Annotated in this window: 12 protein-coding genes; 2 read left to right on the top strand and 10 right to left on the bottom strand. The window is 51.3% G+C overall.

All coding sequences use genetic code 11. From position 1 onward, the window contains the following. Window positions 1-2: 2 nt before the first annotated feature. From rfbF to asnB, 9 genes are all read right to left on the bottom strand, one after another. Entirely contained in the window at window positions 3-773 is a 771-nt protein-coding gene (gene rfbF, locus EU556_RS09320; protein ID WP_135433495.1) for a glucose-1-phosphate cytidylyltransferase, read from the bottom strand. Window positions 774-913: 140 nt separating this feature from the next. Then, on the bottom strand, window positions 914-2,035 hold the full coding sequence (locus tag EU556_RS09315) for a DegT/DnrJ/EryC1/StrS family aminotransferase (RefSeq protein WP_135433493.1): 1,122 nt from the start codon (window positions 2,033-2,035) through the stop codon (window positions 914-916). 25 nt (window positions 2,036-2,060) lie between these two features. Continuing rightward, window positions 2,061-2,999, bottom strand: coding sequence for a glycosyltransferase family 2 protein (locus EU556_RS09310; RefSeq protein WP_135433491.1), 939 nt, complete (start codon window positions 2,997-2,999; stop codon window positions 2,061-2,063). 66 nt (window positions 3,000-3,065) lie between these two features. Further along, on the bottom strand, window positions 3,066-3,992 hold the full coding sequence (locus EU556_RS09305) for a GNAT family N-acetyltransferase (protein ID WP_135433489.1): 927 nt from the start codon (window positions 3,990-3,992) through the stop codon (window positions 3,066-3,068). After that, window positions 3,989-4,384 carry a sugar 3,4-ketoisomerase gene (locus EU556_RS09300; RefSeq protein WP_210116252.1) on the bottom strand — a complete coding sequence of 132 codons (396 nt, stop codon included), beginning with the start codon at window positions 4,382-4,384 and terminating at the stop codon, window positions 3,989-3,991. The genes EU556_RS09305 and EU556_RS09300 overlap by 4 nt, the downstream gene beginning before the upstream one ends. Window positions 4,385-4,473: 89 nt before the next feature. Further along, entirely contained in the window at window positions 4,474-5,460 is a 987-nt protein-coding gene (locus EU556_RS09295) for a UDP-glucuronic acid decarboxylase family protein (protein WP_135433485.1), read from the bottom strand. Window positions 5,461-5,485: 25 nt separating this feature from the next. Beyond that, complete coding sequence (locus EU556_RS09290) at window positions 5,486-6,823, bottom strand: UDP-glucose dehydrogenase family protein (RefSeq protein ID WP_135433483.1); 1,338 nt, start codon at window positions 6,821-6,823, stop codon at window positions 5,486-5,488. 78 nt (window positions 6,824-6,901) lie between these two features. Further along, window positions 6,902-7,633, bottom strand: coding sequence for a glycosyltransferase family 2 protein (locus tag EU556_RS09285; RefSeq protein ID WP_135433481.1), 732 nt, complete (start codon window positions 7,631-7,633; stop codon window positions 6,902-6,904). 74 nt (window positions 7,634-7,707) lie between these two features. Then, window positions 7,708-9,615: an asparagine synthase (glutamine-hydrolyzing) gene (gene asnB / locus EU556_RS09280; protein WP_135433479.1), complete on the bottom strand. Its 1,908-nt coding sequence runs from the start codon at window positions 9,613-9,615 to the stop codon at window positions 7,708-7,710. A gap of 127 nt (window positions 9,616-9,742) precedes the next feature. Here asnB and EU556_RS09275 point away from each other — a divergent pair, with 127 nt between their 5' ends. Then, window positions 9,743-10,273, top strand: a complete 531-nt coding sequence (locus EU556_RS09275) for an acyl-CoA-binding protein (protein WP_135433477.1) — start codon at window positions 9,743-9,745, stop codon at window positions 10,271-10,273. A 76-nt stretch (window positions 10,274-10,349) separates the two neighbouring features. On the opposite strand, the gene EU556_RS09270 is transcribed toward EU556_RS09275, so the two are convergent. After that, window positions 10,350-11,759 (bottom strand): FAD-binding oxidoreductase, encoded by a 1,410-nt coding sequence (locus EU556_RS09270; RefSeq protein ID WP_135433475.1) that lies wholly within the window; start codon window positions 11,757-11,759, stop codon window positions 10,350-10,352. A 15-nt stretch (window positions 11,760-11,774) separates the two neighbouring features. Here EU556_RS09270 and EU556_RS26640 point away from each other — a divergent pair, with 15 nt between their 5' ends. Continuing rightward, entirely contained in the window at window positions 11,775-12,479 is a 705-nt protein-coding gene (locus tag EU556_RS26640; RefSeq protein WP_317128708.1) for a C40 family peptidase, read from the top strand. Window positions 12,480-12,517: the final 38 nt, after the last annotated feature.

Below are 12,517 nucleotides of genomic sequence, written 5' to 3'. Positions count from 1 at the left end.
ACTTACCACGTTTTCCACTTCGCTACCCCGTTCCGCAAGTCGTTTTCCAGCTCGATTTTGTCTCGTAACGTATCCATAGGCTTCCAGAAGCCATGGTGCTTGTAGGCCTGCATCTGACCAGCGGCGGCAATACTCTCTAGTGGCTCCCGCTCCCAAATGGTCGAGTCGTCTTCAATAAAGTCTATCACGGAGGGTTCACAAACGAAGAAACCGCCGTTGATCCAAGCGCCGTCGCCCTTAGGCTTTTCCGTAAAGGATGTCACTTGATCTTGCTCACCAAAATTTAGTGCTCCGAAACGGCCGCTAGGCTGCACTGCTGTAACCGTGCACAGTTTACCGCTCTGCTGGTGGTGCTCTAAGGACTCGCGGATATTCACATCTGCAACCCCGTCGCCGTAAGTTAGGAAGAAGGTTTCGTTGCCGATGTGCTGCTTTACACGCTTGATGCGCCCACCCGTCATGGTTTCCATCCCGGTATCAACTAGCGTGATGTTCCAGGGTTCAGCAAAGCTGTCATGCACCTGCAAGGAGTTCTCCTTCAGGTTAATTGTTACGTCTGACTTGTGCAGGAAGTAATTAGCAAAGTATTCCTTGATAACATAGCCCTTGTAACCGAGGCAGATAACGAAATCATTAAAGCCGTGGGCCGAATAAATTTTCATGATGTGCCAGAGAATGGGCATATCCCCAATTTCTACCATGGGCTTAGGCTTAAGTACCGTTTCCTCGGAGAGGCGAGTACCCAGGCCGCCAGCAAGAATTACTACTTTCACGGAAGGAGTATCAATAAAGGTTATCTATGCACCACGCCTTGTCAGAGGGGCAGCGTTATTCCAACTTATGCACAAAACTAGGCAATCTCTATTTAAGACGAGCTCTACCACTTGAAAACGATCTTACTTTGTGGTGGCTACTAGTACTTATTTGGTTGAGCTTCGAAAAACAATCTGACCTGCTTAGCTATAAATGCTACTTGGTCAGCAGTTAAACCAGGCCATACAGGCAGACTAAGAGAGGTACGTGCCAACTCTTCGGCAACGGGAAACCGCCCCTGTCCCCACCCTAGGTGTTCGTAGGCCAGTTGTTGATGAGGCGGAACAGGATAATGAACTAGAGTTCCGATATCAGAAGTAGCTAAAAACTGTTGTAGAGCATCTCGCTGCATGGTGCGCACTACATACACATGAAATACATGGGAGCAGCCAGGGGCTGTGTGGGGCAATGTGAGGCCAGGTATATCAGCTAGCATTTCAGTATACCAGGCCGAAATTTGCTGGCGTTGGGCCGTCCATGCTGAGAGGTGCGGCAACTTAGCACTCAGTACGGCTGCCTGTAGCTCATCGAGTCGGGAGTTGTAACCGATGATATTGTTGAGGTATTTCTCGGTGGAGCCGTAGTTGCGCAAGGCCTTGATGCGCTGAGCTAGGCCAGGGTTATTGGAGGTCACGGCTCCGGCGTCGCCCAGGGCCCCCAGGTTTTTACCGGGGTAAAAGCTAGTGGCATTCAGGTGGCCGAAGCTGCCGGTTAGCTGCCCGTTGTACGTGGCTCCGTGGGCTTGCGCGTTGTCTTCAATCACGTATAAGTTATGCTGATGAGCAACGGACATGATAGCTTTCATCTCACAAGCTTGGCCGTAGAGATGAACCGGAATGATGGCGCGGGTACGAGGGGTAATGGCCGCCTCTAGCAACTGAGGATCCAGGTTGTAAGTATCCAGGCGGGGCTCAACGGGCACGATGGTTGCCCCTACGTAGGATACGGCTAACCACGTGGCGATGTACGTATTGCTGGGCACGATTACTTCATCGCCTGGCCCAATTTCCAACGCCCGTAGCGACAGGTGCAGAGCATCGAGGCCGTTGCCCACGCCTATACAGTGGCCTACCTCATTAAAAGCGGCATAGGCAGCCTCGAACTGCTCCACCTCCTGGCCTAGCACATACCATTTACTGTCATACACACGAGCCATGGCTGCCAGCACTTCCGCCCGGATGGGGTCGTGCTGCCCGGAAAAAGACAAGAAGGGTATATTCATGTAAGTTACAACTGCGGCAGTAGGCCTAGGACAGAGGCTCAGTTACTTCTTTCACGACATACAATGGCCGATTGCGAGCGGCATCAAGACCGCGCCAAACGTACTCACCTATAATGCCAAGGGCTAGCATCTGAAAAGCCGATACTACCAGCAGTACTACCATCAGCGACGACCAACCGGAGGGCTCCGGCGAGCCAAGAAGGCGCATCAGGATGATATAGGCGCCGTAGAGCAGCGCCAGCGTCCCCAGGACCATGCCTACGACGGATATCAGCCGGATGGGCAGGAAGGAAAAAGAAACGAAGGAATCAACAAACAGCTTAATGCGCTTGGCGAGGGTCCAGCGGGAGTGGCCTAGACGACGCGGACGCCGCACGTACGGAATGTTCACGTAAGGATATCCCAGCCAGAGCATCAGGTAGAAAATGTTGCTGTTCCGCTCACGCATTTGAAGCACCTCCGTGGCTACTTGTCGGTCGAAGAGCACAAAGTCAAAACCACCAGCGGGCACATTGCGAAGCGCAAAACGCCGCATCAACCAGTGAAAGGAAGTAGACAGCAGACGAGAAAGGCCAGTCTCGGGCCGGTCTTGTCGGCTGCCAATTACCAGCCGGATGCCTTGCTTCCAGTAACCATACATGTCGACTAACAAGGCTGGGGGGTCTTGTAAGTCAGCGGCTAATACGGCTAAACAATCGCCGGTGGCATATTCCATGCCCGCCACAACGGCATTATAGGCTCCTACATTTCCGGCCAGCTCTACCACACATACTTGGCGGGGGTATTGCTTTCGGAGGTCATGAAGAGCTGCCAGGGTACCGTCTTCAGACCCATCATCCACAAAGACATACTCAACGTCTACATCCGGAGGAAATAGAGACTTGTTAGCCACCAATTCTGTGTCCAATAGTGGAATGTTTGCTTCGTTGTGGTAGCAGGGGATAATAACCGACAGCTTAGGCATGACGGCAAGATACGCAGCAATAGAATGGGACTTCTAGATTCCCTTTGCATAAGGCCCGTTATGACATCAAGGGCGTGACCAGCTGAGAATGTGCGTTACGGCTCCCAAGCGGAAGCCCAGTTTTTCTTTGATATGAATTATGGCCCTGTTCGTGGTTTGTGTAGTGGAAAAGACGGCGTACACCCCGCGTTCGTGCGCCCTATGCAGCGCTTCTGCCAATAGCTTGCGGCCCCATCCGCGGTTTTGTACTCCCACCGTCATAAGCATAATGCGGCCGATGCTATTGGCTTCACTTACTGCGTCCCGCTGCTGGTAGTTGACGGCAATAAAACTGTCTAGCGGAACACCTGCTTCATCAGGCACTAACACTTCTTCACAGTAACCATTAACGGCCGCAGTGGCATATCTGCCCAGGAAAGTATTGGCCTCTTTAATGGAGAAAAAAGGATCTGCATGAAAACGGTCGAATGGATTAGGATTTTTTGCCGCAATGTGGCCTAGCGTGTCCTGTTCCGACTCCACTGCTTGCCTAACCTTATATCGTTCGGGAGGAAGCTGACGTAAGTTCTCATGCACGTATTGCAGCCTTGTCTCAGCTAATACCCATCCTGACTGGCCTAGCACCTGTAGTAGCTGAATATCTTCAGCCGGTATATCAGCAATGCAATGACGCACTCCGCGTGCGGCTAAATGCGCCGCAAAATCCAGGCAGGCAGTTTGTAGATTTATCGCAGAGTCAAACAAGATGGTGCGCAGCCGAGCCATAGGACGGCCAAAAAACACGGAATCCCAAGGCAAGTCTGCATACAGGAAATAACAACCATTATTACTGGACCAGCAATACGTATCCCCCTCATTGCCAAAGCTTAGCAATTGAGCGCGAAGTAGCTGCCAAGGCGATCCGCTATCCGGTAGGCTACGTAAGCAATGATAGGGCGAGTAAAAGGTTAACACCCCGGCTCGCGCTTCTATCAAGGCTTCTAATGTGCTCATAACAGTTTGAATTCTGCGTAGTCGCGGATGTAGTCGGCAGCATCATAGGACGTAGAAGCCAACGCCAGTTGCACGGCCGTGTGCGAGTACTGCATGGTGTGCCAGCAGTACGGCGGGATATACACGCCTTGGTCAGGGCGCTCTAGCACAAAGGTTTGCATGTCGCCGCCGCGCAACTCGGTCATTACAATAATGCGCCCGGTTACGGCTACTAGTACCTGCGCAGTTTGGTGATGGGCATGGCGTCCGCGTACAATACTTTCGGGCGTATAATACGTCCAGAATACCCGCTTTACCTCAAACGGTATGGCTGCTGCCACTTCCCCTACCGATATATAGCCAATATCGGGGGCACCCACTTTAGGAAAATCAAGCAGATATGGCTTAGTCATGTACGACAACGGGTTGTTCTTACCCTCAAAGAACGTAAAAAGCCGGCTGCCTCAGGCAGCCGGCTTTTCTATTTACAGCTTCTAATGGCCTAGAACGAGCGAGGCGTGTTGTCTACCTGACCGGTAGCAGCACCTTGCACGTGCTCCTTGAAGTACTCCAGCGTCCGGCGCAGACCTTCAGCCCGACCTACTTTCGGCTCCCAACCCAGAATCTCTTTCGCCTTGGTAATGTCCGGCTTACGCTTCATGGGATCGTTCTGCGGCAATTCCTGGTAGGTTGGCTTGAACTCTACACCCATCAGGTTGGCAATTTCCTCGCCGAACTCCTTAATGGTGATTTCATCGGGGTTGCCGATGTTCACGGGCAAGGGGTAGTCACTCAGCAGCAAGCGATAGATACCTTCAATCAGGTCGTCTACGTAGCAGAACGAACGGGTTTGCGAGCCGTCACCAAATACGGTCAGGTTTTCCCCGCGCAACGCTTGCGAAAGGAATGCTGGCAACACGCGGCCGTCGTTGAGGCGCATACGGGGGCCGTAGGTGTTGAAGATGCGCACAATGCGCGTCTCCAGACCGTGGTGGTTGTGGTAGGCCATTGTAATGGCTTCCTGGAAGCGCTTGGCTTCGTCGTAGCAGCCACGTGGCCCCACGGGGTTTACGTTGCCGAAGTACTCTTCTACCTGGGGGTGAATCTCAGGGTCGCCGTACACTTCCGAGGTGCTAGCAATCAGCATGCGGGCGCCCTTCACGCGGGCTAGGCCTAGCAGGTTATGCGTACCCAACGAACCCACCTTCAGCGTCTGAATCGGGATTTTAAGGTAGTCGATGGGTGAGGCCGGCGAGGCGAAGTGCAGGATGTAGTCCAGCTTGCCAGGTACGAATACAAACTTCGAGACATCGGCGTGATGGAACTCAAAGTCTTCTTTACCAAACAGGTGCTCAATGTTGGCCAGGTCCCCAGTGATGAGGTTGTCCATGGCAATAACATGGTACCCTTCGGCCAGGAACCGGTCGCAGAGGTGAGAGCCTAAGAAGCCTGCTCCGCCAGTAATTAAAACGCGTTTTTTTTCAGCCATTTTTACGTTGGTTAGGAGGTACCGCTTATGCAGGCTCGTGGTGAGCAGTGCGAATACCAATGCAATGGTAAGCGAAACCCGCTTCTTTCATTTCGATAGGGTCGTAAATATTACGGCCATCGAAAATCACCTTCTGCTTCAGCAGACGACCTACTACTTCGAAGGAAGGAGAGCGGAACTCCGGCCATTCCGTTACTACTAGCAGGGCGTCGGCATCAATCAGAGCATCAAACTGATCTTTTGCGTAGGTAATGCTGTCGCCGAGGCTGTGCTTGGCTTCTGGCATAGCCACCGGATCATAGGCCGATACAGTGCAGCCTTCGGCCAGCAGTTTCTCAATAATCACCAGCGAGGGCGCTTCGCGCATGTCGTCGGTTTTCGGCTTGAAAGACAGACCCCAAACAGCCATCTTTTTGCCTTTCAGGTTGCCGCCGAAATGCTTCTTCACTTTGCTGAACAAGACTTCTTTCTGCGCTTCATTCACACCCTCTACGGCCTGCAACACCTGCATCTCGTAGCCGTTTTCGGCCGCCGTTTTGATGAGAGCTTTCACGTCTTTGGGGAAGCAGGAGCCGCCGTAGCCGATGCCGGGGTAGATAAACTTGGTGCCAATGCGCGCATCAGAGCCAATGCCCTTGCGCACCATATTCACATCGGCTCCCATGATTTCGCACAGGTTGGCAATGTCGTTCATGAACGAAATTTTCGTTGCCAGCATAGAGTTGGCCGCGTATTTCGTCATTTCTGCCGACGGAATGTCCATAAAGATGATGGGGTGGCCGTTGAGCAGGAAAGGCTTGTACAGGCGGCTCATCATCTCTTCAGCGCGCTCCGAAGCCACGCCAATCACAATGCGGTCGGGCTTGAGGAAGTCGTCGATGGCCGCGCCTTCTTTCAGGAATTCTGGGTTTGAGGCTACGTCGAAATCGATGCTCTCGCCACGCTTATCTAAAGCGGCTTCAATTTCTTTGCGCACCTTAGCTGCCGTACCAACTGGCACTGTGCTTTTGGTTACAATAACCGTATAATTGGTCATATTTTCACCAATGCTACGGGCCACGGCTAGCACGTATTTCAGATCAGCGGAGCCATCTTCGCCGGGAGGGGTACCTACGGCTATAAACGCAACGTCACAATCTTTGATAGCCTCTCCGATGTTGGTGGAGAAATGCAACCGGTTTGCCGCTACATTGCGAGAAACCATTTCCTCCAAGCCAGGCTCGTAAATAGGGAGAATACCCTTGTGGAGGTTGTCAATTTTTTTCTGGTCGATATCGATGCACGTAACATCAATGCCGACTTCAGCGAAGCATGTGCCTGTCACAAGGCCTACATACCCGGTACCTACTACTGCAATTTTCATATGAAAGGGAAATATGAGAAAGGGGCACAGTGAAGGAAATTGGCCAAAAGAAAGTAACGGGCCTATTTCTCTAATTAATTATTGTAATAATCCATACTTAAGTATGCAGTAAATTGCTCTAAATCCATCACGCCAACCTATTTTTTTACCCTCAGCGTAAGTGCGGCCGTAGTAACTTATTCCAACTTCGTAGATTCGGATGTTAGGTATACGCGCAATTTTTAGCGTAACCTCAGGCTCAAAGCCAAATCTCTTTTCTTCCAGAGTAAGCCCCTGTACTATATCCCGCCGAAATAGTTTGTAACACGTCTCCATATCTGTGAGGTTAAGATTGGAGAAGGCATTAGAGAGCATAGTCAACCAATGGTTACCTATGCTATGCCAAAAGAATAGGATACGATGGGGTTTGCCTCCCATGAAGCGCGACCCATATACCACATCGGCTACTCCACGAAGAACTGGCCTCAGCAATACATTGTACTCCTCTGGATCATACTCTAGATCTGCATCCTGAATGACAATGTAATCACCCGTCGCTTCTCGAATGCCGGTATGTAATGCGGCTCCTTTGCCTTGGTTGACTTCGTGCTTACGATACTGAATTAGTAACTCTGGGTTAGCAGCGATATAGCGTTTAATAGCCTCTTCCGTATTGTCCCGCGAACAGTCATTCACAACAATAACTTCCTTTTCCATACCGCCTAACAGAGTTACCGCTTTCACCTGATCTAAAATTAGGTGAATAGTGGCCCCCTCGTTATAAGCTGGTATTACGATGGAAAGCTTGCGTGGCGTAGCCGATGGAATCATTAAGGAAAAGTACGTTTGTGGACTACTTCAAATCTGAAGCTCTGTTTGCTAGTTTAGAATTTGCGCTTCTTACCCTAGGCCATCATCCACTTTTTCCACCACCATTGGAATACAATAAGCGCCCAAATACGAGCGTGTACATCACCGGGACTACGAGAAAAAAGTTGAGTTTTAAGAGCTTGTATTGCGGCTACATCAAATACTCCTTGCGCCTCGATGAATGCGTCCGAGAGTAGGTCATCCTCGATAAGAGGTCGTAGCTCGCCACGAAACCACTTCAGTAAGGGCACTTCGAAACCATGCTTCGGGCGCTTGTACAACTCCTCAGGCAGCATAGGACGGAATGCGTCCTGCACAATCTTCTTCTTCATATTGGCGTCGATCTTGCTTTCGACGGGCAAGGAGAAGGCAAAGTTTACCACGTTGGGGTCCAGGAATGGTGGTCTTACCTCAAGGGAGTTAGCCATGCTCATCAGGTCTACTTTAATGAGCATGTCGTAGGGTAACACCATCTTGGTATCAGCCAGCAATACCTCATTAAGGTCACCGTCGCTGTGCAGGTCTTCGAGCAGTTCTTTACGGCGCTTATCGGCAAGCTTCTTCCCTACTTTACGACGGGCAGCCGCGCTGAGCAGGTTACGAGCGTCTTTTTCAGAGGCAAAAGAAGCCCAATCCCAATAGCGGTCTTTCGGGCCGCTTAGCATGCCGCGGGAGAAGCGTTGGAACTGCCGTATTTTATTACCGAAGAAGGAGTTACGTGACTTCGGGAGAATATCCCACAATAAGTTTAACCCAGTAACAGCCTCTGCTTTAAAGCCCCCTTGGCGAACTTGAAATTCGCCCATATGCTTGTTGTACCCACCAAAGAGCTCATCAGCACCATCACCAGAAAGAGCCACGGTAGCCTTTTCGCGGGTACGCTTGCTGAGAATATAGACTGCTAAGGCTGATGAATCGGCGAAGGGCTCGTCGATGTAATTCAACACATCGAAGATATGGTCGTACAGGTCTTGGTTGGTCAGCGAGAAAACCGTGTGGTTGGTTTTATACTTATCGGCTACGAGCTTAGCGTACTTCGTTTCGTCAAAGAAAGGTTCGTCACGGTAGCCAATGCTGAAGGTGTTCAGGTGGGGGGTGTGACGCGAAGCTAGCGCGACGATAACGGAGGAGTCAATACCTCCGCTTAGGAAGGCACCGAGCGGCACATCAGCTACCAGGCGGCGGGCGGTAGCATCATCCAGCAGCTCCACCAGCTTTTTCTGCTGCTGCTCATACGTCAGCTTGTTCTTCTCAACCTTCTTAGGGTCGTAAGGAATCTTGTACCAGCGTTTGCGGACTACCTTCTTGCCCTTGATGTACAGATAGTGGCCTGGCAGGAGCTTTTTGACTCCTTTAAAAATCGTAGCTGGTCCAGGAATATAGTTGAGCTGCAAGTAATGACTCAGCGCTACATAGTCGAGCTTACGCGGAATGCCCAACGCCAGTAGCGACTTCATTTCTGAAGCGAAGAGTAGCTTATCCTCATCACGATAGAGCAACAGGGGCTTCTCCCCCATCCGGTCGCGGGCGATAAAGACGGAATCCTCTTCCTTATCGTAGATGGCAAACCCAAAAAAGCCATTCAGCTTTTTAATAAAGCTGCGCCCTTCCGAGATATACAGGCGTAGAATTACTTCCGTGTCGGTTTGGGAGTGAAAGCGGTGGCCTTTACTGATTAGCTTTTGGCGCAACTCTTTAAAGTTGAAAATCTCGCCGTTAAAGACAATAGTATAGCGACCTGACTCATCCGTCATGGGCTGGTTACCATCGGCGGTGAGGTCAAGAATAGCTAGGCGACGAAAGCCTAGGCCACACCGATCGTAGACAAAGTGTCCTTGAGAATCGGGACCTCGGCTAACAATGGCGTCGGTTGAGGCATGCAAGGACGCTAGCGAACCGCGGCCTGCTTCAGTAAAGGCGAATACTCCGGTAATTCCACACATAGGGCGGGCAAAAGTACGAACTATCAGGACTTGAGTTCGGAAAAACTACGGTCGCCGCTCGCAACCAAAGCCGTGCCACGTTAGTACACCTCTTAGATGCTCTCCCATCCTTACCTCGACCATAGCCATGAATTTACAAGACCAACTAACTCTGCAGCAAGAGTTTGAAGCAGCTGTTTCGCGCGTAGACAACCTTCCTGGTGATCAAGCCGCAGCGCATATGAACGACCTGTACGGCCTATATAAGCAAGCTACAGATGGTGACCATGACGCGAAGCGTGACGAAGTAGGAGATGATACGCCCGACAACCCGAATGGCCCTAAAGGCCTTTCACAGGCTCAGTGGGATGCCTGGAGCAAGTATAAAGGAGTCAGCCATGATGATGCGCGCCGGCAATACATTGCGAAGGTGGCGGAGATAGCAGGGCCAGTCGGAGAGTCTACTACTGTTATCACGGGTAACGGTCAGCCCGCAACCGGCTCACAGGTTGGTGGCGCCGATGCCAACTCCGGACCAGAAGTACAGGCCAACGACAATACGACCCTTTCGCAACAGCCATCTACTCAGCCAGGCGTTTCGCAAGGTGGCCTACGCGGCGACATCACTGCCGGCGCCCCCTATGGTGGTGAAGATAAATTGAAAGGCGACCAAAGCTAGAGTATTCTCGACTCCCAACCGTTTTTCATAAAAAACGCCTCTCAACAAATGGGAGGCGTTTTTTATGAAAAAGTCGTTAGAAGATTTTACCCGGATTCATGATACCGTGCGGGTCGAACACTTGCTTGATACCGCGCATCAAGTTGAGCTGAGCCTCTCCAATAGCAATACCGATATACGGTTTCTGTACTAGGCCTATTCCGTGCTCACCGGAAATTGTTCCGCCCAGGCTAACGCACAGCCGGAACAATTCTTTAATTGGCTCTTGTAGGCCACGATGCCACATTTCATCATCGAGCTCACCACGAATAATGTTGACGTGCAAATTCCCGTCGCCAGCGTGGCCGTAGCACACTGAGTTAAAGCCGTATCGAGTTCCGATTTCCTTTACTCCCCTCAGTAGCGTGGCCAGCTCGGCCCGAGGTACAACTGTATCTTCTTCCTTGTAGACAGAATTATAGCGCACAGCATTGCCGATGTTACGGCGAATCCGCCACAAGTCATCTTTCTGAGTTGCTGTATCGGCCAGCAGGATCTCATCTACGTCGTATTTTTCCAGCACGGCGTATACGGCTTCTGCCTCTTTATACAGCTGATCCAGATCCTGCCCATCAAGCTCAATAAGTAAGTGGGCACGGATGTCAGTTGGCAGATTAAGCGGAATATTGAGGTAGCGTGATGACCATTCAATAGCCTCACGCTCCATAAACTCTAGGCCAGATGGCACGATACCCGCTCTAAAAATTGCTGAAACGGCAGTAGCGGCCTCAGTTTCATCCCGGAAAGGTGCCAGTAGCAGAATGTTCTGTTGCGGGTAAGGAAGCAGCTTGAATACAATACGCGTGATAATGCCCAGCGTACCCTCGGAGCCAATCATTAGCTGGGTGAGGTTGTAGCCAGTAGCATTTTTTAGCGTGTTAGCACCAGTCCAGATGATTTCGCCGGTAGGTAGTACCACCTGCATATTCAACACGTAGTCCTTCGTGACACCGTATTTGACGGCTTTTGGCCCGCCGCTGCTTTCGCTAAGGTTGCCACCTAGAAAGCAGCTGCCTTTGCTAGCCGGATCAGGCGGATAGAACAGGCCTACCTCCTTCACTGCGTTTTGAAACACTTCCGTAACCACTCCAGGCTCCACAGTAGCCTGCAGGTTGCGCTCATCAATTTCAATGATGCGGTTTAGGCGCTCAGTACTCAGCACTACCCCATGGTGGATTGGCAACGCCCCCCCTGATAGGCCAGTGCCCGCCCCGCGAGGAGTTACCGGAATGTGATACTCGTAGCACAGCCGTACAATTTGACTCACCTCGTCGGCGTTTGCTGGGCGCACGACTACATCGGGCGCAAAGTGCAGATCCTCCGTATGGTCACGACCATAATCGGCATACACATCGGCTTCTACACGTTGCGCTGTTAGCACGTGCGCTTCCCCAACAATAGCCTCAAATTGAGCAATCAATGACGGGGTTAAAACTTGATATTCCATATATAGAGGAGCAAAATGACCTGTTCACCTATCTTTGCACCGATGCGGGAACACGTTACGAAGGTACGGCATTCGGCGCAGTGGCGCCGGTGGCTGCCAGTGCTACTGATAGGGCTGCTGAGTTGGCTGGCTGCTTGCAGTGGTGCCAAAAAAGTAAATTACCGAAACGGTCGATACTACTCGGCCCGGGATATGGCCCGGATAAAGGCCAATGAACGTCGGCGCGGAGTGTCACCCGCGAATAAGTCCAAAGCTAAAATAGCTACGGCGGCTGGCAAGAGCAAGGTAGTGGTGAAGAGGCCTAGCGCCCGCCCAACGCCAGCGAATCTCAGACGAGAAATTGCTTCCGTCATTGAAACCGCCCGCTCCTTCGAAGGAACCCCCTATAAATTTGGTGGTACCACCCGCCTCGGCATGGACTGCTCCGGCTTACTTTTCATGTCATTTGCCGCCATCAATGTTACTATTCCGCGCTCTAGCAACGAGCAGGCTCTTTGGGGTGACCCTGTAAAGCCACAGAACCTACAGCCCGGCGATTTAGTATTTTTCGGAGGTTCGCCAGGTAGTTCTACCATAACTCACGTGGGACTTGTCACTGAAGCCTCTGACGAGAGTGTACAGTTCATTCACTCTTCCAGTTCGTTAGGTGTAATCGAGAATGCGCTTGAGTCAGATTATTACTTAAGCAGATTCATTAAGGCTGTACGACCGAGGTTGTGAATTTCCCTATTACCTTTGTGGCCGAAAACAAACCTTGT

Origin of the sequence: Hymenobacter fodinae (assembly GCF_004745825.1) — a bacterium.
Taxonomy (GTDB): Bacteria; Bacteroidota; Bacteroidia; order Cytophagales; family Hymenobacteraceae; genus Hymenobacter; species Hymenobacter fodinae.
The sequence above is the reverse complement of the archived record's forward strand: the minus strand, read 5'-3'. Positions and strand labels throughout refer to the sequence as shown.